The organism is Streptomyces sp. NPDC055103 (assembly GCF_053607625.1).
On record NZ_JBSGTX010000040.1, the window covers coordinates 1 to 21,236 of the forward strand.

19 protein-coding genes are annotated in these 21,236 nt (G+C 72.0%); 4 read left to right on the forward strand and 15 right to left on the reverse strand.

Annotated elements, in window-relative coordinates:
• Nucleotides 1-98: 98 nt before the first annotated feature.
• Together ACWFR1_RS24040 and fdxA are read right to left on the reverse strand one after the other, a co-directional pair.
• Nucleotides 99-1,193: a bifunctional succinyldiaminopimelate transaminase/glutamate-prephenate aminotransferase gene (locus ACWFR1_RS24040; RefSeq protein ID WP_453554364.1), complete on the reverse strand. Its 1,095-nt coding sequence runs from the start codon at nt 1,191-1,193 to the stop codon at nt 99-101.
• Nucleotides 1,194-1,278: 85 nt separating this feature from the next.
• Nucleotides 1,279-1,599 carry a ferredoxin gene (fdxA, locus tag ACWFR1_RS24045; protein ID WP_015035968.1) on the reverse strand — a complete coding sequence of 107 codons (321 nt, stop codon included), beginning with the start codon at nt 1,597-1,599 and terminating at the stop codon, nt 1,279-1,281.
• A 112-nt stretch (nt 1,600-1,711) separates the two neighbouring features.
• Between fdxA and ACWFR1_RS24050 the strand changes: the two genes are divergently transcribed.
• The gene (locus ACWFR1_RS24050; protein ID WP_453554366.1) at nt 1,712-2,713 is read left to right on the forward strand and encodes a GNAT family N-acetyltransferase; all 1,002 of its coding nucleotides are present in this window, start codon (nt 1,712-1,714) and stop codon (nt 2,711-2,713) included.
• Between the two features lie 316 nt (nt 2,714-3,029).
• Nucleotides 3,030-3,872, forward strand: coding sequence for a transglutaminase-like domain-containing protein (locus ACWFR1_RS24055; protein WP_453554487.1), 843 nt, complete (start codon nt 3,030-3,032; stop codon nt 3,870-3,872).
• A 269-nt stretch (nt 3,873-4,141) separates the two neighbouring features.
• Here the strand turns inward: ACWFR1_RS24055 and ACWFR1_RS24060 are convergent, their stop codons facing one another.
• The 5 genes from ACWFR1_RS24060 to ACWFR1_RS24080 form a co-directional block, all read right to left on the reverse strand.
• Nucleotides 4,142-4,387: a hypothetical protein gene (locus tag ACWFR1_RS24060; RefSeq protein ID WP_453554368.1), complete on the reverse strand. Its 246-nt coding sequence runs from the start codon at nt 4,385-4,387 to the stop codon at nt 4,142-4,144.
• Between the two features lie 245 nt (nt 4,388-4,632).
• The gene (locus ACWFR1_RS24065; RefSeq protein WP_453554370.1) at nt 4,633-6,855 is read right to left on the reverse strand and encodes a peptidoglycan binding domain-containing protein; all 2,223 of its coding nucleotides are present in this window, start codon (nt 6,853-6,855) and stop codon (nt 4,633-4,635) included.
• Nucleotides 6,856-7,030: 175 nt separating this feature from the next.
• A complete protein-coding gene (locus ACWFR1_RS24070) occupies nt 7,031-7,456 on the reverse strand; it encodes a DUF6113 family protein (RefSeq protein WP_453554372.1) in 426 nt (141 codons plus the stop codon).
• Complete coding sequence (mshB, locus tag ACWFR1_RS24075) at nt 7,453-8,343, reverse strand: N-acetyl-1-D-myo-inositol-2-amino-2-deoxy-alpha-D-glucopyranoside deacetylase (protein WP_453554374.1); 891 nt, start codon at nt 8,341-8,343, stop codon at nt 7,453-7,455. The genes ACWFR1_RS24070 and mshB overlap by 4 nt, the downstream gene beginning before the upstream one ends.
• A gap of 107 nt (nt 8,344-8,450) precedes the next feature.
• Entirely contained in the window at nt 8,451-8,645 is a 195-nt protein-coding gene (locus ACWFR1_RS24080; protein WP_453554376.1) for a hypothetical protein, read from the reverse strand.
• 183 nt (nt 8,646-8,828) lie between these two features.
• Here ACWFR1_RS24080 and ACWFR1_RS24085 point away from each other — a divergent pair, with 183 nt between their 5' ends.
• Nucleotides 8,829-11,018, forward strand: a complete 2,190-nt coding sequence (locus ACWFR1_RS24085; RefSeq protein WP_453554378.1) for a prolyl oligopeptidase family serine peptidase — start codon at nt 8,829-8,831, stop codon at nt 11,016-11,018.
• 62 nt (nt 11,019-11,080) lie between these two features.
• Here the strand turns inward: ACWFR1_RS24085 and ACWFR1_RS24090 are convergent, their stop codons facing one another.
• The 6 genes from ACWFR1_RS24090 to ACWFR1_RS24115 form a co-directional block, all read right to left on the reverse strand.
• Entirely contained in the window at nt 11,081-12,043 is a 963-nt protein-coding gene (locus tag ACWFR1_RS24090; RefSeq protein ID WP_453554380.1) for a hypothetical protein, read from the reverse strand.
• Nucleotides 12,044-12,263: 220 nt separating this feature from the next.
• Nucleotides 12,264-13,622, reverse strand: coding sequence for a dipeptide ABC transporter ATP-binding protein (locus tag ACWFR1_RS24095; RefSeq protein ID WP_453554382.1), 1,359 nt, complete (start codon nt 13,620-13,622; stop codon nt 12,264-12,266).
• Nucleotides 13,615-14,598, reverse strand: coding sequence for an ABC transporter ATP-binding protein (locus tag ACWFR1_RS24100; protein WP_453554384.1), 984 nt, complete (start codon nt 14,596-14,598; stop codon nt 13,615-13,617). Before ACWFR1_RS24100 ends, ACWFR1_RS24095 begins: the two co-directional genes overlap by 8 nt.
• A gap of 6 nt (nt 14,599-14,604) precedes the next feature.
• A complete protein-coding gene (locus ACWFR1_RS24105; RefSeq protein WP_453554386.1) occupies nt 14,605-15,591 on the reverse strand; it encodes an ABC transporter permease in 987 nt (328 codons plus the stop codon).
• Nucleotides 15,584-16,507, reverse strand: coding sequence for an ABC transporter permease (locus ACWFR1_RS24110; RefSeq protein WP_453554388.1), 924 nt, complete (start codon nt 16,505-16,507; stop codon nt 15,584-15,586). The genes ACWFR1_RS24105 and ACWFR1_RS24110 overlap by 8 nt, the downstream gene beginning before the upstream one ends.
• Nucleotides 16,508-16,647: 140 nt before the next feature.
• Nucleotides 16,648-18,273: a peptide ABC transporter substrate-binding protein gene (locus tag ACWFR1_RS24115; RefSeq protein ID WP_453554390.1), complete on the reverse strand. Its 1,626-nt coding sequence runs from the start codon at nt 18,271-18,273 to the stop codon at nt 16,648-16,650.
• Between the two features lie 315 nt (nt 18,274-18,588).
• Between ACWFR1_RS24115 and ACWFR1_RS24120 the strand changes: the two genes are divergently transcribed.
• Entirely contained in the window at nt 18,589-18,975 is a 387-nt protein-coding gene (locus ACWFR1_RS24120; protein ID WP_453554392.1) for a peptidoglycan-binding domain-containing protein, read from the forward strand.
• A gap of 107 nt (nt 18,976-19,082) precedes the next feature.
• Here ACWFR1_RS24120 and ACWFR1_RS24125 read toward each other — a convergent pair whose 3' ends face one another.
• The gene (locus tag ACWFR1_RS24125) at nt 19,083-20,171 is read right to left on the reverse strand and encodes an ABC transporter ATP-binding protein (RefSeq protein WP_453554394.1); all 1,089 of its coding nucleotides are present in this window, start codon (nt 20,169-20,171) and stop codon (nt 19,083-19,085) included.
• Nucleotides 20,164-21,222 carry an ABC transporter ATP-binding protein gene (locus tag ACWFR1_RS24130; protein WP_453554396.1) on the reverse strand — a complete coding sequence of 353 codons (1,059 nt, stop codon included), beginning with the start codon at nt 21,220-21,222 and terminating at the stop codon, nt 20,164-20,166. Before ACWFR1_RS24130 ends, ACWFR1_RS24125 begins: the two co-directional genes overlap by 8 nt.
• Between the last annotated feature and the right edge of the window lie 14 nt (nt 21,223-21,236).

A 21,236-nucleotide genomic window follows, 5' to 3' on the forward strand; every position in this document is an offset into this window, starting at 1 on the left:
GAGCGTCACCCGCTCCCCGGGCCCTTCCGCGTGACGTCCGGCCGCCCGGCCGACTGCCCGGCCGACTGCCCGTCCGGCTAGGCCGACTGCCCGTCCGGCTAGCCGAGCCGCTTGACCGCCGCGGCGACGCGCTCGTCCGTCGCCGTGAACGCCACCCGCACGAACCGCTCCCCGGCCTCGCCGTAGAAGTCGCCGGGCGCCACCAGGACGCCCTTGTCCGCGAGGTACGCCACGGTCTCCCAGCACGGCTCGTCCCGGGTGGCCCACAGGTACAGGCTCGCCTCGCTGTGCTCGATCCGGAAGCCGTGCGCCTCCAGGGCCGCCCGCAGCGCCGCCCGGCGGGCCGCGTACCGCTCGCGCTGCTCGGCCACGTGCGTGTCGTCGCCGAGCGCGGCGACCGTCGCCGCCTGCACCGGGGCCGCGGTCATCATGCCGCCGTGCTTGCGGATCAGGAGCAGCTCGCCGAGCACGGCCGCGTCGCCCGCGACGAACGCGGCGCGGTAGCCGGCCAGGTTGGAGCGCTTGGAGAGCGAGTGGACGGCGACGATCCCCTCGTACGAACCGCCGCAGACGTCCGGGTGCAGGACGGAGACCGGGTCGGCCTCCCAGCCCAGCTCCAGGTAGCACTCGTCGGAGAAGACGAGGACGCCGTGCTCACGCGCCCAGGCCACGATCCGGGTCAGCTCGCCCTTGCCCAGGACCGCGCCGGTCGGGTTGGACGGGGAGTTGAGCCAGAGGAGCTTGAGCCCGGCCGGGTCCAGTTCCGTCGGGTCGTCGTAGACGACGGGCGTGGCCCCGCAGAGCCGCGCCCCGACCTCGTACGTCGGGTAGGCGAGGCGGGGGTACGCGACCCGGTCGCCGGCGCCGAGGCCCAGCTGCGTCGGGAGCCAGGCGACGAGCTCCTTGGAGCCGACCACCGGCAGTACGTTCTCGTGGGCGAAGTCCACGGCGCCGAGACGGCGTTCGCACCAGCCCGTGAGCGCGTCCCGCAGCTCTTTCGTCCCCCACACCGTGGGATAGCCCGGCGAGTCCGCCGCCGCGACCAGGGCCTCCTGGATCAGCGCGGGGACCGGGTCGACGGGCGTGCCGACCGAGAGGTCCACGATTCCGTCCGGGTGCGCCAGGGCCGTCTTCTTGTACGGCTCCAGCTTGTCCCAGGGGAAGACGGGCAGGCGCGAGGAGACTGCGCTCACGGGTTGGCTCTCACTTCCTGTACGTACGGGAAAACGCCTCGGCCCCGTACAGCGACCGACGCCGTACGGGACCGGATGCGGTCGATCAGCCGTTCTGCGGCGGCAGGGCGGCGATGAAGGGGTGGTCGCGCTCGATCTCGCCGAGCTTGGAGGCACCACCGGGCGAACCGAGCTCGTCGAAGAACTCGACGTTCGCCTTGTAGTAGTCCTTCCACTCCTCCGGGGTGTCGTCCTCGTAGAAGATCGCCTCAACCGGGCAGACCGGCTCACAGGCCCCACAGTCGACGCATTCGTCCGGGTGGATGTACAAGGACCGCTTGCCCTCGTAGATGCAGTCGACGGGGCACTCCTCGATGCACGCCTTGTCCTTGACGTCGACACAAGGCTGCGCGATGACGTAGGTCACGCTGTCGTTCCTCCTCGATAGGGCTGGTCTGCGCGGGAGCGCGGCGTCGTCGATGCCCGCACCTAGTATCTCCGTTCTTGGGGGCGATCCGAACAGGAGGGGCGGAGAAGCTGTGGAATTGACCGGCGGAGGACTCCTTGAGGTCCGTATTACTAGCGCTGACGTGGGAAAACGTGTCTCCGTTCGGTACGTGACGGAGCGGCCCGCAGCAGGGGGGAAGTTCACGGACTCGGTCGGAGTTCTCACATCGTGGGACTCTGGTGTGCTCCTGATCACACGAAAGAGCGGTGAAACCGTCCGGATCGCGGAAGCGTCCCTGGTCGCGGGCAAGGTCGTGCCGCCCGCGCCGGCCCGCCGCAAGGGCCCTTCGGCGACCTTCCCCGAGCTGGCCCGGGCCACCGCTCGCGCCTGGCGACCGGTCGAGAGCGAGCCGCTCGGCGAGTGGACCCTGCGGGCCGCCGACGGTTTCACCCGCCGCGCCAACTCCGCGCTGCCGCTCGGCGATCCGGGCCTCCCGGTCGCGGAGGCGCTGACGCTCGTACGGGAGTGGTACGCGGCCCGGAAGCTTCCCGCGTACGTCCAGACGGCGACCGGCGCCGAGGGCACCCAGGAGCTGCTCTGCGCGGCGCTCGACCGGCACGGCTGGCGACGCGAGGTCTCCGCCGAGGTCCGGATCGGGGCGCTCGCCCCGATCGGCGACCTGGACGCCGACGTCTCCGCCGTACGCCTCTCGCGCACGCTCGACGAGACGTGGCTGCGCCGCTACCAGCGCTTCGGGGAGCCCAGCCCGGCGGTGCGGCCGGTCCTCACCTCCGGTCCGAGTGTGTGGTTCGCGTCCGTGGCGGGCACGGGAGAGGTACCGGCGGCGATCGGGCGCCTCGTCGTCGACGGCCGCTGGGCGGGCTTCATGGCCGTCGAGGTCGACCCCGCCCTCCGGCGACGGGGTCTGGCGACGTCCGTCATGACGGCGCTCGCCCGGCAGGCGCTCGACGAGGGCGCGTCGGCGGCCTGGCTCCAGGTGGAGGCGGACAACGACGGCGCCCGGGCGTTGTACGAGGGGATGGGCTTCGCGGTCCACCACCACTACCACCACTACCGATGGGCGGAGGCGTGACGGAGGCGTGACCGAGCACGGAGCCGGGTCCGACGGACCGGACGAACGGGCGGGCGACGAACCGGCGGGAGTCCCGGCGGACGAGGGTCCGGCGGAGGACGAGGGGCCACCGGCGGAGGACGGACCGGCACCGGCGGGCGAGCGGCCGGCGGCGGAGGACGGACCCGGGCCGGAGGACGAGGGGCTGGCGGCGGCGGACGGACCGGCACCGGAGGACGGACCGGGGCCCGTGGAGGACGCACCGGCGGGGCCGGTCGACGGACCGGAGCCGGCACCGGCACCGGCACCGGCATCGGCGGAGGGCCGGCGAGCGCCCGTGGAGGACCGTCCCGTGGAGGACGCGCCCGACTGGCGGCGGGAGTTCGCGGAGGAGGCCCGGTCCGAGCGGCCCGACCTCGCCCGGCTCTGCCTGCTCGTCGGGGCGGTGGCCGACCCGACCGTCACCCGGCACGCCATCGACGAGGCCGAGATCGAACTCGACCGCCTCGCCGGGCTCGTCCCGTACGCGACCCGCACCACCGGTGACTGGGCCGGCGAGCTCGCCGCGCTCCTCGGCGACCGCGAGGGCTTCGAGGGCGTGCCCGCCGACTACCAGCGGCTGGAGTCCTCGCTCCTGCACGAGGTGCTGCGCCGCCGCCGTGGCCTGCCGATCCTGCTCTCCGTCGTGTGGATGGAGGTCGCCCGCCGGGCCGGTGCGCCCGTGTACGGGCTCGGCCTCCCCGGGCACTTCGTCGTCGGCTTCGGCGACCCCGCCGACCTGAACCTCGCCGACCCCTTCGCCGGCGGCCGGGCCATGACCGGCGCGGACGCCGAGCTGCTCGTGGCGAGCGCGACGGGCGAGGCCCTCGACCGTTCCATGCTCAGGCCGGCCGAGCCCGGCGCGATCGTGCTGCGCGTCCTCAACAACATCCGCGCCTGGGCGGCCCCCCGCCCCGAACGCTCCGACGTGGGCCTGTGGGCCGTGGAGCTCGCGCTGCTGCTCCCCTCCCACCCGGCGCGGCTGCGCTACGAGCGCGCGGAGCTGCTGGTCCAGCGCGGCGAGTTCCTGGCGGGCGCGGCCGAGATGGAGGCGTACGCGCGGGTGATGGACGCGGTGGACCCGGAGTCGGCGACCACCATCCGCCGCCGGGCCCAGGCGGCGAGGGCCCGGCTGAACTGACCCCGCCCGTCGATGACTTCGGGGTGCTTCCGAAGTGATCGGAGCCCACCCCTCCCCTCGCCGCAGGGCCTGCTCGCCCCGATCGGGCCGGTGGCGCGGCCGGGGCGGGAGGCCGTGCACCGGCGGATCGCGGAGCAGTCGGCGGAGGACTCCCGGCTGGGGCGCGCGGCGCCGCCACCCGTACGTGCTTCGCCTCGCCGCTCCCGGTACGGAGCCGGGGCCGCCGGCCACTGGACGGGGTCAGTCGGCCGGGGCTCCCGGAAGGGGCGTCAGCCGCCGCTCCCGTCCCCGACGACCCGAACCCGCGCGCTCCAGGACGTGCCGTCCTCACTCGGCTCCCAGACCACGTCGACCTCGGCCCCGTGAAGGTCGCGGGCCAGTTCCCGCACACAGAGCGCGGCGGCGGCCCGTGCGTCGCGGGGGTCGACGTCGGCGGGCACACCGCCGGGGCTGCCCCCGCAGATGACACCGTCCTCGACGGTCAGCACGCTGTAACGCCAACCGGTGGGCGTCATGCTCAGACAGATCCCCTTCGGCAGGCCGAAGGGAGGCCGCCACTTCTTCGGCCGCCGTCGCCTCGCGCGTCCGTCTCCTCCCCCGCCTGCGGCGGGACGGGACTGTGGGTCGGCAGGAGTCATGGCCCTGATGGAAGCGGAGGGCCGGCGGACGGGGGCGCTCGGGGTGGGCTCGGGAGGAAGGGTCCGGACGTGCGGCACCCCCGCTCGACGGGTGTCGGGCGGGGGTGCCGGGGTGGCGTGTGTCAGCCGTTGCCGGTCAGGTCGATGACCTTCGTGCGCTCGGCCTTCGTCTTGCCCTTCAGGGCGTCGCGCATCACGAAGGCCACGTCGTCGGCGGAGACCTGGTGCCTGGTGCCGTCGCCCTTGGTGATCATGATGCCGTCGAAGGCGCCGTCGAGGAGCCGCTCGATCGCCTTCTTGTCGTAGACCTCGACCAGGCGGCCGTCGATGGCCTTCATGGAGAGGATCTGCGGCAGCGACCGCGCGGGGCCGAACTGGATCTCCTTGCCGCCCGCGACGATCGTGATCCGGTCGGACATGGCGGGCCGGGCGAACTCCTTCATCGCCCGGTCCAGCTCCGCCTTCGTGACCGACGGGCGGAGCGTGGTGACCGGGAGTACGACGAGCTTGTTCTGGCCCGTCTCCACCTGGGCGCGGAAAGCGTCCCGGACGGAGATCATCGAGCGCTGGACGTCCAGGCCGTTGCCGGGCTTGCCCTCGATGGCGGTGACCTTGTTCGGCGAGAAGCGGATCGTGGCCTCGGTCGCGGCGGCGGAGGAGCCCGCCAGGTCCCGCAGGGCTACGGCGAGCTTCTCCTCGTCGACCGGGAAGACCGGCTTGGCGATCCGCTCGCCGCCGAAGAGGGAGCCGATGACGGAGACCGGGTTGTAGTCGCTGCCGGCGGCCGCGCGGACGGTCTCCTGGCTGTCGAGGGCCAGGCCCGCCTTCTCGGGCGGCATCTGGACCTTCTGGTCGCCGATGCCGAGCTGGAGCGGCGTGTGGGCGCGCTTGCCGAGGGCCGCCTCCAGCTTGTTGACGGCCTCCTCCTTCGTACCGCCGCCGATGTCCACGCCGAGCACCGTGGTGCCCTTGGGGACGTCGGAGTGGTTGAGGAGCAGTCCCGCGCCGTAGGCGACGCCCGCGAGGCCGACGACGCCGGCGGCGACGAGGACCAGCTTGGAGCGGCCCTTCTTCACCTGCGCGCGGCTCGGCGACGGGGCCGGTGCCGGGGCGGGGCGGGGAGCGGCGGGCGCGGGCGTCGCGGCCGTGGGCTCCTCGATGCGCGGCGCGAGGTTCGGGCGGGCCGCCGACGGCGGGACGACCGGGATGCCGCTCGTGAGGGTGTCGCCGGAGACGTGGCCGCCACCGCCGTCGGCCGCCATGCCCTGGCCGGGGGCGGGGGTGGGCGTGGGCGGGCGCATCGGGCCCGGGGTCTGACCCTGGCCCTGGCCCGGTCCGCGTCGGCGTCCCTGACCCGGCCCCTGTCCCGGGCCCTGGGCGGGCTTCGGGGCGGGCGGCTGCGGGGTCAGGATCGCCGTGTCGTCGGACATGCGCGGGGCGCCGCCGGGGAACGGCGCGGTCGGCGCCGGGCCGCCGAGGGAGGCGGTGCCGGTGACCGGGCCGGTGGTGGGGCCGGTCGGGCCCCCGACCGGGCCGCGGTACGCGGGCGTGCCGCCCGAGGGCGTGCCGTCGTACAGGGGCGTACCGGCGGCCGGAGTGCCGTCGTACGCGGGCGTGCCGTCGTACATCGGGGTTCCGCCGGACGGCGTGCCCTCGTACATCGGCGTGGCGTCGTAGCCCGGCGTTCCCTCGTACCGGGGCGTGCCCGCCGCCGGTGTGCCGCTCTCGTACAGCGGGTTGCCGGCGCCCGGGTTCGCCGCCACCGGTCGGCTCGACGGGGTCGTGCCGACCGTCGGGACGCCGGACGTCGCGGAGCCCGCGAAGCCGGTGCCGGGGGCGTCCGGCGCGGCGGCGAGCGGGCCGGGCGTCGCCGGGGCGGACGGCGGGGCCGGGGTCGGCGTCGTGGCGGGGGCCGGCGACGCCTTGCGCGGGGCGAACCAGTCGCTCGGCTCCTTCGTCTTCGGCGCCTCGGCGACGACGGGCTCCGGAGCCGCTATCGGCTCGGGCACCGGCGCCGGCTCGGCGACAGGCGCGGGCGGCGGCGTCGGCTCCGGTTCCTTCTCCGCCGCGGGCGCCTCGGCGACCGTCTGGCGGACCACGACCGGCGGGATCGGACGCGAACCCGGGATGTTGATCCGGATCCGGGTCGTCAGCGTCGTCTCGGTCTTGGGCTCCTCCGGCGGCGCGGGCGCGACGGGGGTCTCCTCCGGCGCGTCCTGCGAGGGGTGGAGCGACGGATACTGGCGGGATCCGTACGGCGGTGTACCCGAGGGGTACGCGGCTCCACCGCGCCCCTGGGCGCCGGAGGACGAACTGTCAGTCTCTCGACCAGTTTCACGACTCAAAGCAGGATCTCCCGGTTGGCTCCACCGCCCGCTCTTGCTGATGCTCGTGTAACCCGGGCGGTTCGGCGGCGCGCACCACCATACTGGGCAGCGCCGCCGCATACCCGACCCGTGGGTGACGGACGACGGGCAATCCGGCCGAAGTCAGGGCGTCCGGGGTCTCAAGTCGTCCTGTTCACGGGGTCGGACGCGGGAGCCGGGACAGCGTGGCGCAGATCACAGCGACCGCCATGCCGCCGAAGAGGAACAGCAGCTCTCCGCCGCCTCCGCCGAACACCCCGTCGCCCTCGGGGCGTCCGAAGCTGAGCAGGACGACGGCGAGGAGCCAGCCGCAGCCGGCGACGACGACGCCGGCCTGGGTGCCGGTGGCGCGGAGCCCTCCGTAGAAGACGGCGGCGGTGGCGAGGAGCGCGAGCAGCAAGCCGCCGGGGAACCAGGCGGCTTGGACGAGGGCTCCGGCGGTTCCGACGAGGGCGCCGAGGACGACCAGGGCGCCGTACCAGGCGTAACGGGCGGCGCGGGAGGTCGGGAGGGGGGCCGCGGCCGGAGCGGCGGCGGGGCGGGGCGAGGCTCCCGAGGAGGCCCGCGAGGCGGCGCTCACGCGGTCACCCCCGCGAAGAGGTCCGTCTCGCGGACGCCCGCGGGGGCGCCGGGGACGCCCTGGACCAACTCGTAGTACTCGGTGGTGAAGATCGGCTGGCCCAGGTCGTTGGAGAGGGCGAAGAAGGGGCCGTCGACGGCGACTTGGGTGACGTGCGCGGCCATCGCGGCGGTCTTGCGGGCCACGTGCTCCGGGCCGGCGTCGATCGCGGTGGTGATCCGGTCCTCGTCGACGACTCCGGGAACGTCGTCGATCGCGGCGACGGCGGGGAAGGCGGAGCCTTCGGCGCGCAGCCGGGCGAAGCCGGCCTCGGCGACCGGGCGGGGGACGCGGTTCCAGTAGATCTTGGCGATCGTGTGGGCGGGTCCGAGGTCGGGGCGGTAGGCCGGGTCGGCGGCGAGTTCGGCGGCGCGCATGGCGACCCGGTGGGCCTGGATGTGGTCGGGGTGACCGTAGCCGCCGTCGGGGTCGTAGGTGATCAGGACCTGCGGGCGGGTCTCGCGGACGACCTCGACGAGGTGGGGGGCGGCGGTGTCGACGTCCGTGTTCCAGAACGCGTTCTCGCGCTTGTTCTGCTCGGCGCCCATCATTCCGGAGTCGCGGAAGCGGCCGGGGCCGCCGAGGAAGCGGTGGTCGGTGACGCCCAGCTCGGTCATGGCGGCGGCGAGTTCGCCGACGCGGTGCGGGCCGAGCCGGTCCTCCCGGTCGGGGGCCAGGTGGGCGAGCCCGGGCGGGATGACCTCACCCTCCTCGCCGAGCGTGCAGGTGACCAGGGTGACAAGGGCGCCCTCGGCCGCGTACCTGGCCATGGTGGCGCCGTTGTTGATCGACTCGTCGTCCGGGTGCGCGTGCACGAGGAGCAGACGACGGGCGGGGAGATCGGTCATGTCCCCACCCTACGAGACCCCTCCTACGAGACCCCTCCCACGAGAGCTTTCCCGCGAGAGCTTTCCCGCGAGCACTTTGCCGCGAGAGCCTTCCCGCTACGGCGGGGTCAGAACTTGAGGCCGCCGATCATGCTCGCCACGTTCGTGGTGAGGGTGCTGATGGACGGGGCGATGGACGAGCTCGCCAGGTAGAAGCCCAGGAGCGCGCAGATCGCCGCGTGTCCTGCCCTCAGTCCGGATTTCCGGACCAGCAGGAAGACGACGATCGCCAGCAGCACCACCACCGAAATCGAGAGTGCCACGGCGGTCCACCTCCATACTTCTTCGGTCGGATATTCGAGCGGTTCGGGCAGGGAGCATGTGCCAGTCGCCCGCACACAACGGAGTGCATACCCACCCAGCGCTACGGATCATAACTATCCGTGCCATCGCATTGATCGGCGGACGGGGGCACGAGGGGGGCGCACGGCACTAGTTTCAGCCGCATGACCTCGTCTCGACAGCCGTCCACACCGGCGTCCCCACAGCCGTCGGCCGCACCGCGGGCCGCGCTCTCCTTCCCCCGTCAGTACGCCAGGACCCAGCGGTTCACGCTGGGAGTTCCGCGCGGTTTCTCGGTCTCCCCCGACGGGGAGCGCGTCGTGTTCGTCAGATCGGCCTCCGGGACGGACCGTTCGCACCTGCTGTGGGTCCTCGACCTGCCGGCCGGGGGCGCGCCGGTGGAGCGGGTGGCCGCCGATCCGGAGGTGCTGCTCGCGGGCGCGGCGGAGGAGCTGTCGCCGGAGGAGCGGGCGCGCCGGGAGCGGAGCCGGGAGGGCTCCGGCGGGATCGTGGCGTACGCGGTGGACTCGGCCGTGGAGCTGGCGGCGTTCGCCCTGTCGGGGCGGCTGTTCGCGGCGGAGCTGCGGGCGGGGACGGCGCGGGAGCTCGCGGTGCCGGGGCCGGTGATCGACCCACGTCCCTCGCCGGACGGGCGGCTCGTCGCGTATGTGGCGGAGGGGGCGCTGCGGGTGGTCGGAGCGGACGGTTCCGGAGATCGGGAGCTCGCCGTTCCCGAGGACGGGCACGTCTCCTACGGATTGGCCGAATTCATCGCCTCGGAGGAGATGGGCCGGGACCGCGGTTTCTGGTGGTCCCCCGACTCGGACCGGCTGCTCGTCGCCCGCGCGGACGACCGGGCCGTGCGCCGCTGGTGGATCGCCGATCCGGCGCGTCCGGGGCGGGCGCCGCAGGAGGTCGGCTACCCGGCGGCGGGGACGGACAACGCGGAGACGCGGCTCTTCCTCGTGGGCCTCGACGGGGCGCGTACGGAGGTGGTGTGGGACCGGGAGCGGTATCCGTACCTCGCGCGGGTGCACTGGTCGGCGGCCGGGGCGCCGCTGCTCCTCGTGCAGGCGCGGGACCAGCGGAGCCAGCTGAACCTGGCCGTGGACACGGGGACCGGGACGACCTCGACCGTGCGGGCGGAGGAGGATCCGGCGTGGCTGGAGCTGCTGCCGGGGGTGCCGGCGTGGGCCCCGGACGGGCGGCTCGTGCGCGTCACGGACGAGAGCGGGGCCCGGGCCCTCGCCGTCGGGGAGCGGCTCCTGACGGACGGGACGCTGCACGTCCGGGCGGTGCTCGGCCTCGGCGAGGACGAGATCCTCGTATCGGCTTCGGCGGGTGCGGCGGCGACGGAGCCGGAGACCGGTGAGATCCATGTGTACCGGGTGACCGACCGGGGCGCGGAGCGGCTCTCGGAGGGCGCCGGGGTGCACGGGGCCGTGCGCTCGGGGTCGGTGACGGTCCTGGTCTCGGCACGGCCCGGCGCGCCGGGGAGCGTGGCGCGGGTGCTGCGGGACGGCGAGCAGGTCGCGGTGGTCGGCTCGTACGCGCAGGAACCGGTGATCTCCGCCGCGGTGCGGCTCACGGAGGCGGGCGTCCGGCGCATCCCGTGCGCGGTGCTGCTGCCCTCGGGGTACGCGGAGGAGGACGGGCCGCTGCCGGTGCTGATGGATCCGTACGGCGGTCCGCACGGGCAGCGCGTGCTCGCCGCGCACAACCCGTATCTGACGGCCCAGTGGTTCGCGGACCAGGGCTTCGCGGTGGTCGTCGCGGACGGGCGCGGCATGCCGGGCCGCTCCCCCGCCTGGGAGAAGGCGATCCTGCGTGATCTGTCGCCGACGCTCGACGACCAGGTCGAGGCGCTGCGGGCGCTGGCCGGGAGCTTTCCGCTGGACCTGGGGCGGGTGGCGATCCGCGGCTGGTCCTACGGCGGCTACCTCGCCGCCCGGGCGGTGCTCCAGCGGCCTGACGTCTTCCACGCGGCCGTCGTCGGGGCGCCGGTGACGGACTGGCGGCTGTACGACACGCACTACACCGAGCGGTACCTCGGCACCCCGCAGGACGATCCGGAGGTGTACGCGGCGCAGTCGCTGCTCACCGACGACGGTCTGACGGCGCCGGAGGAGCCGGCGCGGCCGATGATGGTCGTGCACGGTCTCGCGGACGACAACGTGGTGTTCGCGCACGCGCTGCGGCTCTCCTCGGCCCTGCTCGCGGCGGGCCGGCCGCACGAGGTGCTGCCGCTCTCCGGGGTCACGCACATGACTCCGCAGGAGCAGGTGGCGGAGAACCTGCTCCTGCTCCAGGTGGACTTCCTGAGGAGGTCGCTCGGGATCACCGTGCCGGAGTAGGGCCTGTGCGGCGGATCAGGGTCGCCGCGGCCCCGGCCCTGATCCGCCGGACAGGCACCTGGTCACCAGTTGGGGGGCGGCGGGTAGGGCGGGGCCGGGGGCGGTCCGTACGCGCTGTACGCGCCGTACGCGCCGTACGGGCCGGGGGGTTCGGGCGCGGCGGGCGGGGCGCCGCGCCCGGCGAGGAGGACGAGGACCGTGATCCCGCCGAGCAGCCCGAAGGCGGAGCTGAGTACGTGCGCCTGCTCGGCGGTGGCGGCGTCCGCGAGATGCGGGAGCAGCTCGGACCGGATCACCCGGACGAACTCGGTGAGGCCGTCGGCCGCCAGGACCACCCCGGCGAGCAGCCCGAAGGCCCGGGTGTGGGGGGCGCGGGCGAAGGCCGAGACGGCGGCGGTCCCGTACAGCGCGACGAGGATCAGCGACAGCCAGCCGGGCGGGGGCGCGAGCGCCGCGGTGAGGACGGACCGGCCGCCGAGGAACCGGTCGACGGTGATCTCCAGGGGCAGTTCGACGGCCCAGTACGCCTCCCACAGGACGACGGTGAGGGCGGCGAGGGTGAGGAGGACCCCTGTGGTGACGGCGGGGCCGGTGCGGGGGCGGGTGGGGAGCTGTTCGTGCGGGACGTCGGCCCGGCGGCGGCCCGCGGCGGCGGTGGCGACGAGGCCGGTGGCGAGGGCCAGTTCGAGGAGGGCGGTGACGAGAGCGCCGCTCTCGGGCGCCCAGAGGCCGGGCAGGCGCAGGGCGAGGGTGACGGCTCCGGTGGCGACGAGCGCGGAGGCCGCGTGGCGGGAGCGCAGGGCGGCGACGGCGGTGGCCACGGAGACGGCGAGGAGCAGGGGGTCGAGGAACGACGTGGCGGTCCGCCCCCTCGCCAGGAAGAGGTGGTCCCCGGTCCAGGCCTGGGCGAGGTCGGCGGGTGAGCCGACCACGGCGAGGTCCTTGAGGATCCACACGGCGGCTATGAGGGCGAGCGCGGCGCAGAGCGCGGCGCCCATGAGACGTGCCGGGCGTGTCACAGTCACGGACCCGATACTCACGGTCGCGACCGAGCGAAACAAGCGGTTCCGCATGGGCGGGGGTGACGAAGGGGGTGTGAGGGGGCGTGGGAGGCATGGGGGGCGTGCAAAGCCGGCCGGGGCGACATGGCGCGCCTCCGGCCGGCTCACGGCACCCGCACGGCCGTACGTCGACGATCCTGACGTGTCCGTATATCGGAGCCGAGTCGGTCGAGTTGCCTGCGGGTTAAAGCGACTTGGGCCCGCTCCCGGGGGTCGGGCCGGTCGGGCCCGTCGAGCCGGTCGGGCCCGTCGAGCCGGTCGAGCCGGTCGCGCCGGTCGAGCCGGTCGCGCCCGTCGGACCGGTCATCCCGGTCGGGCCCGTCGAGCCGGTCGCGTCCGTCGGACCGGTCATCCCGGGCGAGCCCGTCGGGCCGGTCATCCCCGTCGGACCGGTCGAGCCCGTCGGACCCGCCGTCCCGGTCGGGCCGGTCGCCTGCTTGCCCATCCCGCCGTTCCCACCAGTGACGCCGTTCCCACCCGTCCCGCCGCTCCCACCGGTGACGCCGTTCTCGACGCTCTCCGGGGGGACCACCTGCTTCTCCTCCGCGAAGTGGCAGGCCGAGTCGTGCTTCGCCGGGCTGTCCGTGAGGCGGAAGACCGCCGGGACGGCCAGGAGGGGGACCTCCAGGGCGCAGCGCTCCTGCGCCTTCCAGCAGCGGGTGCGGAAGCGGCAACCGGACGGGATGTTGGCCGGGGAGGGGACGTCGCCGGTGAGGATGATGCGCTCGCGGTGGGCGCGCGCCTCCGGGTCCGGGACCGGGACCGCCGAGAGCAGCGCCTGGGTGTACGGGTGGGTCGGGTGGTCGTAGATCTGGGCGTCGCTGCCGATCTCGACGATCCGGCCGAGGTACATGACGCCGACCCGGTCGGAGATGTGCCGCACGATCGACAGGTCGTGGGCGATGAACACGTACGACAGGGAGAACTCGGACTGGAGGCTGTCGAGGAGGTTGATCACCTGCGCCTGGACGGAGACGTCGAGGGCGGAGACGGGTTCGTCGGCCACGATGATCTCGGGCTGGAGGGCGAGGCCGCGGGCGATGCCGATGCGCTGGCGCTGGCCGCCGGAGAACTGGTGCGGGTACCGGTTGATGTACTCGGGGTTGAGGCCGACGACGTCCAGGAGGTCCTGGACCTTCTGGCGGCGGGAGCCCTTCGGGGCGACCTCGGGGTGGATCTCGTACGGCTCGCCGATGATGTCGCCGACCGTCATCCGCGGGTTGAGCGAGGTGTACGGGTCCTGGAACACCATCTGGATGTTGCGGCGGACGGCCTTGAGGGCGCGGGGCGACAGCTTGGTGATGTCGTCGCCCTTGTAGCGGATCGAGCCGGACGTCGGCCGCTCCAGGTTGACCAGCATCTTCGCGACGGTCGACTTGCCGCAGCCGGACTCGCCGACGATGCCGAGGGTCTCGCCGGCGGCGAGGTCGAAGTCGACGCCGTCGACGGCCTTGACCGCGCCGACCTGCTTCTTGAAGAGGATGCCCTGGGTCAGCGGGTAGTGCTTGTGGAGGTCCCGGACTTCGAGAATCGCCTCAGCCATGGAGGCACTCCTTCCAGAAGTGGCAGGCGCTGGCGCGGGGCACCGGGGACTCGGTCACGTCGTACAGCGGGGGTACGTCGGTCCGGCAGACGTCCTGGGCCATGGGGCAGCGGGGGTTGAAGGCGCAGCCGGGCGGGATGTGCAGGAGGTTGGGCGGCAGGCCCTTGATCGCGTACAGCTCCTGGCCCTTCTGGTCCAGGCGCGGGATCGATTCGAGGAGGCCCTTGGTGTAGGGGTGGGCGGGGGCCTTGTAGATCTCGTGGACGGGGGCCTGTTCGACGATCCGGCCCGCGTACATGACCGCGATCTTGTCGGCGACGTCGGCGACGACGCCGAGGTCGTGGGTGATGAGGATGAGCCCCATGTTGAGCTCGCGCTGGAGCTCGGCGAGGAGGTCCATGACCTGGGCCTGGACGGTGACGTCGAGGGCGGTGGTCGGCTCGTCGGCGATGATCAGTTCGGGTTCGAGGGCGAGCGCCATCGCGATCATGATGCGCTGGCGCATGCCGCCGGAGAACTGGTGGGGGTACTGGCCGACGCGTTCCCTGGCGGCGGGGATGCGGACGCGGTCCATCAGTTCGATGGCCTTGGCCTTGGAGTCCTTCCGCGACATGCCCCTGTGGACCTGGAACATCTCGCCGAGCTGGTCGCCGACGCTGACGACGGGGTTGAGGGAGGACAGCGCGTCCTGGAAGACCATCGCCATCTTGGCGCCGCGGATCTTGCGCCGTTCGGACTCCGGAAGCTTCAGGAGGTCCTGACCCTGGAAGCGGATCTCGCCCTGGGTGATCTTTCCCGGGGGGATGTCGAGGATGCCCATGACGGCCTGGGCGGTGACGGACTTGCCGGAGCCGGACTCGCCGAGCACGGCGAGGGTCTCCCCCGCGTCGACGGAGTAGTCGACGCCGTTGACGGCCTTGGCCACCCCTTCGCGGGTGTGGAACTCCACGTGCAGGTCGCGCACTTCGAGCAGCATGGGTCCCTACCTCAGCTTCGGGTCGAGGGCGTCGCGGACGGCGTCGCCGAGCATGATGAACGCGAGCACCGTGACGGCGAGCGCGCCGGAGGGCCAGAGCAGCATGTGCGGGGCGTTGCGCACGTAGGCGGCGGCCGAGGAGATGTCGATGCCCCACGAGACGGTGGGGGGCTTGAGGCCGACTCCGAGGAAGGAGAGCGTCGCCTCCAGGGAGATGTACGTGCCGAGGGCGATGGTCGCGACGACGATGACGGGCGCGAGCGCGTTGGGCGCGATGTGCCGGAGCAGCATCCGGTTGTTGGAGGCGCCGAGCGCGCGGGCGGCCTGGACGTAGTCGTTCTGTTTGGCGGTGATCACGGAGCCGCGGGCGATACGGGAGAGCTGCGGCCAGCCGAGGAGCACCATGAAGCCGATGACGGGCCAGACGCTGTTGCTGCTGACGACGGAGAGCAGGACGAGGCCGCCGAGGACGACGGGGATCGCGAAGAAGACGTCGGTGACGCGGGAGAGGAAGCCGTCCCAGGCGCCGCCGTAGAAGCCGGCGAGGCCGCCGAGGACGGAGCCGAGGAGGGTCACGCCGAGGGTGGCGAAGAGGCCGACCTGGACGGAGGCCCTCGCTCCGTACACCGTACGGGTGTAGACGTCGCAGCCCTGGCCGTTGAAGCCGAAGGGGTGGCCGGGCTGGGAGCCCTCCTGCGCCTTGGAGAGGTCGCAGTCGAGGGGGTTGCCGCTGGCGATGAGCTGCGGCCAGATCGCGATGACGATCAGGAAGACGATGACCAGGCCGGAGATGATGAAGATCGGGTTCCGGCGGAGGTCGAGCCAGGCGTCGGACCAGAGGGAGCGGGGTTTCTTGTCGGGGCCGGTGCCTTCCGGGCCGCCCGGGGTCTTCTCCAGGCTCTCGCCCTCGTCCATCGCGAGGTCGGTCCCTCCCCCGGCACCGGTGTGGTTGATCGCGCGGCCGTCGTCGAACGGCTGAGGCTGCTCAGGCATAGCGAATCCTCGGGTCAAGGACGGCGTACAGGAGGTCGACGAGCAGGTTCGCCACCAGGAAGACCAGGACGAGGACGGTCACGAAGCCGACCACGGTCTGGGTGTTCTGGCGGAGGATGCCCTGGTAGAGCTGGTAGCCGACACCGTGGATGTTGAAGATCCGCTCGGTGACGATGGCTCCGCCCATGAGTGCGCCGACGTCGGTGCCGATGAAGGTCACCACGGGGATGAGGCTGTTGCGCAGCAGGTGGCGGGTGATGACCCGGTGGCGGGGCAGTCCCTTGGCGACGGCGGTGCGGACGTAGTCGGCGCGCTTGTTCTCGGCGATCGAGGTCCGGGTGAGCCGGGTGACGTACGCGAGGGAGACCGAGGCGAGGACGAGGCCCGGGACGATCAGCTCGTTCAGCGGGGCGTCGCTGGAGACGGCCGGCTTGATCCAGCCCCACTTCACGCCCAGGAGGAGCTGGAGGAGGAGGCCGGTGACGAAGGTCGGGATGGAGATGACGACCAGGGTCAGCAGCAGCACGGTGGTGTCGACGGGGCGGCCGCGCTTGAGGCCGGTGAGGACGCCGAGGCTGATGCCGATGACGATTTCGAAGAAGATGGCGACGAGGGTGAGGCGGATGGTGACCGGGAAGGCGGTGGCCATCAGCTCGGTGACTTCCTGGCCGTTGAACGCGGTGCCGAAGTCGCCGGTGAAGACGTTGCCCATGTAGGTCAGGTATTGCTGCCAGACGGGCTTGTCGAGTCCGAACTCCTTCTTGAGCTGCGCCGCGGTCGCCGGGTCGCACTGGCGGTCGCCGCACAGACCGGCGATGGGGTCGCCCATCACGTTCACCATCAGGAAGATCAGCAGCGTGGCGCCGAAGAAGACCGGGATCATCTGCAGCAGTCGCCGGATCACATAACGACCCATGGGGGGCTCCGGGGGTTGGCTCCGGGTAGGGGGTTGGCTCCGGGGAGGGGTCGGCTCCCGCGCCCGGGGGGCGGGGAAGGCGTACGGCCCGGCGCGGTGTCTCCGCGGGCCGGGCCGTACGCCGCCGACCTCCTACGACGTCAGTTGACCTTGATCTGGCCGTAGACCGGGACGCTGAACGGGTTCAGCGACACGTTGGACACCTTGTCCGAGTAGCCGGCGCTGCCGTTCTGGTACCAGAGCGGGACGGCGCCCATGTCGTCGCGGAGGACTTCCTCGGCCTGCTGGAAGAGTTCGACGGCCTTCTTGGTGTCGGTCTCGGCGTTGGCCTGGTTGACCAGCTTGTCGAACTCGGGGTCGGTGTACTTGCCGTCGTTGGACGAGGCGTTGGTGTAGTACAGCGGCTGGAGGAAGTTCTGGATGAGCGGGTAGTCCATCTGCCAGCCGGCGCGGAAGGGGCCGTCGAGCTTCTGGGTGGTGACCTGGTTGCGGTAGTCGGCGAAGGTGCCGACGGGGTTGCCGACGCAGGCCTTGTCGTTGCCGAGGGCCCGGTTGATGGAGTTGCAGACGGCGTCGACCCACTCCTTGTGGGAGCCGGTGTCGGCGTTGTACGAGATCTTCATCGTGCCGCCGGGGATTCCGCCGCCCTCGGCGACCAGCTTCTTCGCCTCGGTGGGGTTGTACTCGCAGGCGTCGCCGCACAGTTCCTTGTAGCCGCCGTCCTCGCCGAGCACCGGGGAGGTCCAGTCCTTGGCGGGGGTGCGGGTCTTCTGGAAGATCGTCTCGGTGATCTGGGCGCGGTCGATCGCCATCGAGATGCCCGTGCGGAGCTTCTCCTGGCCGGGCTTGTTCCAGGCGGCGTCGTAGAACGGGAACGACAGGGTCTGGATGATGCCGGCGGGGACGTTGATGTACCGGTCGCCGAGGTCGGCGGAGACGTTCTTGAGCTGGGCGGCGGGGACGTCGTCGACGAGGTCGAGGTTTCCGGCCGTCAGGTCGGTGTAGGCGGTGTTGTTGTCGGTGTAGACCTTGAGGGTCACGCCGCCGTTCTGGGCCTTGTCGGCGCCGGGGTAGCCGTCCCACCGCTTGAGGGCCATCTCGGAGCCCTTGGCGTAGGAGTCCACGGTGTACGGGCCGTTGCCGACGGGCTTCGAGAGCCAGCCGGCGTGGTCGTCGTAGAAGGCCTTGGGGAGCGGCGCGAAGGCCGCGTAGCCGAGGGTGACGGGCCAGGTGGAGAACTTCTGGGTGAGCTTGACCGTGAAGGTCCGGTCGCCGGTGACCTTGAGGCCGGACATGGTCTCGGCGGTGGGCTCGCCCTTCTCGGGGTGGACCTTGTCGTACCCCTCGATCTGGCCGAAGAAGTAGGCGTTCTTCTGGTTGTTCTTCAGGTGGGCGCCGTAGTTCCAGGCGTCGACGAAGGACTTGGCGGTGACCTTCTCGCCGTTGGAGAAGGTCCAGCCGTCCTTGACCGTGATGGCGAAGTTCGTCGAGTCGGTGGTCTCGATCTTCTCGGCGAGCATGTCCTTGGCCTCGCCGGTCTTCGGGTCGTACTCCTTGAGCCCCCGGAAGATCATGGAGAGGACCTTGCCGCCCTGCACCTCGTTGGTGTTGGCGGGCTCCAGTGGGTTCTGCGGGTCTCCCCACGAGGAGGTCACGATGCCGTCGGCCCCTCCGCCGCCGCCGCTGTCGTCGCCGCCACAGGCGGTCGCCGCGAGGGCGACTGCGGTGGCCATAGCGGCCCACTTGGCGTGCGTGGCTCCGCGCATGGAGTGCCTCCCATATGTCCCTAAGTGTGACTTAGGGCTCAATATGACCCGAAATCGAGAGGCATGCATGTTGTCGGCACCCATCGGGGCGTACGCCATCCGGGCCCAGGCGTACACGCTGCCGTTGGCCGTGCCCGAGCGCACCACGATCGTGAGGCCGCCGCCGTTGCCACCGTCCCACCACGCCCAGGCGTCCCAGGGACGCACGGGACGACCCGACGCGCCTCCTCGTCCCTAGAGTTCGGATCATCGAAGGGCAGGAGCACGTCACATCGACTGCCCACCGGAACTCCCCCATGGAAGGCGTGAACCGCCATGCTCCAGAAACTCGCCACCCGCGTCGGCGTCGTCGCCGCGACGACGGCCATGGCGGCGCTCGCCCTGTCCGGATCCGCCCAGGCGCAGCCGGGCGCCGGGTACATCGGCTACGGCTACGGCAACAGCCCGGCCGCCGTGAAGTGCGTGCAGCGCGGCCTGAACATGATCATCTCGGACCACTACGCCTCGGAGCACGACCTGATCAGCGTCGACAGCGCGTTCGGCCCCGAGACCGACGAGGCGATCCGCTTCGTGCAGTACCGCCAGCTGGGCGCCGCCGAGGCCGACGGCGTCGTCGGTCCGAAGACGGGCGACCTGCTCATGCGGTACCTGGCGGCCTGGTACTACGGCGAGTGCTACCCGGTCCTCCCCACCAGCCGCTGACGGCCCGGTCGCCGACTGCCCACCGGTACGCCGAAGGGCGCCCCCGTCCAGTACGGACCGGGGCGCCCTTCGGCGTGCTGTGCTCAGTGCGTCAGTACGTCACTGCGTCAGTGCACCGGGACGACCTGCTTCTCCTCGGCGAAGTGGCACGCCGAGGAGTGGGCCGCCGGGGTGTTCACACCCTGGAAGACCTCCGGGATCGCGAGGACCGGAGTCTCCTGGGAGCACTTCTCCTGCGCCTTCCAGCAACGGGTGCGGAAGCTGCAGCCCGACGGCGGGTTGGCCGGCGAGGGGACGTCACCGGTGAGGATGATCCGCTCGCGGTGCGCGCGGGCCTCCGGGTCCGGCACCGGCACCGCGGAGAGCAGCGCCTGCGTGTACGGGTGCGTCGGGTGCTCGTAGATCTGCTCGTCCGTACCGATCTCGGCCATCTTGCCGAGGTACATGACACCGACGCGGTCCGAGATGTGCCGGACGATCGACAGGTCGTGCGCGATGAAGAGGTAGGAGAGGTTGAACTCCTCCTGCAGCTTCCCCATCAGGTTGATGACCTGCGCCTGGACGGAGACGTCCAGGGCCGAGACCGGCTCGTCGCAGATGATGATCTCCGGGTTGAGCGCGAGGCCGCGGGCGATGCCGATGCGCTGGCGCTGGCCGCCGGAGAACTGGTGCGGGTACCGGTTGATGTACTCCGGGTTGAGACCGACGACGTCGAGGAGCTCCTGCACCTTGCGGCGCCGGTCGCCCTTCGGGGCCACCTCGGGGTGGATGTCGAAGGGCTCGCCGATGATGTCGCCGACCGTCATCCGCGGGTTGAGCGAGGTGTACGGGTCCTGGAACACCATCTGGATGTTGCGGCGGACGGCCTTCAGCGCGCGCCCGGACAGCTTGGTGATGTCCTGGCCCTTGAAGAAGACCTCGCCGGCGGTGGCCCGCTCCAGGTTCATCAGGAGCTTGGCGACCGTGGACTTGCCACAGCCGGACTCGCCCACGATGCCGAGGGTCTCGCCCTGGTAGAGGTCGAAGGAGACCCCGTCCACGGCCTTGACCGCACCGACCTGCTTCTTGAACAGGATGCCCTGCGTCAGCGGGAAGTGCTTCTTCAGGCCTCGCACCTGGAGGATCGGCTCGCCGCGGCCCACGGGAGCCTCGATGGCGGCGGCCACGGCCTCGTCGTTCTTGCTGAGGTCAGCCATGGATCGTCTCCTTCCAGAAGTGGCAGGCGCTCTTACGGCCCGGAAGATCCGCGCCGTTCTGCTCGGTGACCGGCGCCAGGGCCGGGATCTCCGTACGGCAGATGTCGTCGGCCTTGGGGCAGCGCGGGTTGAAGGCGCAGCCGGTGGGAACCTTGAGCAGGTTGGGCGGCAGGCCCTTGATCGCGTAGAGCTCCTGGCCCTTCTGGTCCAGGCGCGGGATCGAGTCCAGGAGGCCGCGGGTGTACGGGTGCGCGGGGCGCCCGTACAGCTCGTGCACCGGTGCCTGCTCGACGATCCGGCCCGCGTACATGACCGCGATCTTGTCCGCGACGTCGGCGACGACGCCGAGGTCGTGGGTGATCAGGATCAGACCCATGTTGTACTCGCTCTGGAGCTCCGAGAGGAGGTCCATGACCTGGGCCTGGACGGTCACGTCGAGAGCCGTGGTGGGCTCGTCGGCGATGATCAGGTCCGGCTCCAGGGCGAGCGCCATGGCGATCATGATGCGCTGGCGCATACCGCCGGAGAACTGGTGGGGGTAGTCGGAGACCCGCGCCTTGGCGGCGGGGATCTTGACCTTGTCCATCAGCTCGATGGCCTTGACCTTGGCGTCCTTCTTGGACATGCCGTGGTGCACGCGGAACATCTCGCCGAGCTGGTAGCCGACGGAGAGGACCGGGTTGAGGGAGGACAGCGCGTCCTGGAAGATCATGGCGATCTTCCGGCCGCGGACCTTGCGGCGCTCCTCCTCGGACATCTTCAGCATGTCCTCGCCGCGGAACAGGATCTCGCCCTGCGGGATCTTGCCCGGCGGCATGTCGAGGATGCCCATGATGGCCTGGGCGGTGACGGACTTGCCGGAGCCGGACTCGCCGAGGACGGCGAGGGTCTCGCCGGCGTTCACCGAGTAGTTGACACCGTTGACCGCCTTGGCCACACCGTCACGGGTGTGGAACTCGACGTGCAGGTCGCGGACTTCGAGCAGCGGGCCGTTGTTGTCGGCTCCCGCGCGCGGCGCGGGGACGGCCGCGGTCTTGTCGATGATGCTCATCTTTTACGCCCTCC

What these genes read in the sequence shown, in the direction of transcription:
- ACWFR1_RS24060 (WP_453554368.1), bottom strand. Translation starts at nt 4,387, where the DNA reads ATGACGCCCACCGGTTGGCGTTACAGCGTGCTGACCGTCGAGGACGGT.
- mshB (WP_453554374.1), bottom strand. Translation starts at nt 8,343, where the DNA reads ATGACCGATCTCCCCGCCCGTCGTCTGCTCCTCGTGCACGCGCACCCG.
- ACWFR1_RS24085 (WP_453554378.1), top strand. Translation starts at nt 8,829, where the DNA reads ATGACCTCGTCTCGACAGCCGTCCACACCGGCGTCCCCACAGCCGTCG.
- ACWFR1_RS24095 (WP_453554382.1), bottom strand. Translation starts at nt 13,622, where the DNA reads ATGGCTGAGGCGATTCTCGAAGTCCGGGACCTCCACAAGCACTACCCG.
- ACWFR1_RS24100 (WP_453554384.1), bottom strand. Translation starts at nt 14,598, where the DNA reads ATGCTGCTCGAAGTGCGCGACCTGCACGTGGAGTTCCACACCCGCGAA.
- ACWFR1_RS24105 (WP_453554386.1), bottom strand. Translation starts at nt 15,591, where the DNA reads ATGCCTGAGCAGCCTCAGCCGTTCGACGACGGCCGCGCGATCAACCAC.
- ACWFR1_RS24110 (WP_453554388.1), bottom strand. Translation starts at nt 16,507, where the DNA reads ATGGGTCGTTATGTGATCCGGCGACTGCTGCAGATGATCCCGGTCTTC.
- ACWFR1_RS24115 (WP_453554390.1), bottom strand. Translation starts at nt 18,273, where the DNA reads ATGCGCGGAGCCACGCACGCCAAGTGGGCCGCTATGGCCACCGCAGTC.
- ACWFR1_RS24120 (WP_453554392.1), top strand. Translation starts at nt 18,589, where the DNA reads ATGCTCCAGAAACTCGCCACCCGCGTCGGCGTCGTCGCCGCGACGACG.
- ACWFR1_RS24125 (WP_453554394.1), bottom strand. Translation starts at nt 20,171, where the DNA reads ATGGCTGACCTCAGCAAGAACGACGAGGCCGTGGCCGCCGCCATCGAG.
- ACWFR1_RS24130 (WP_453554396.1), bottom strand. Translation starts at nt 21,222, where the DNA reads ATGAGCATCATCGACAAGACCGCGGCCGTCCCCGCGCCGCGCGCGGGA.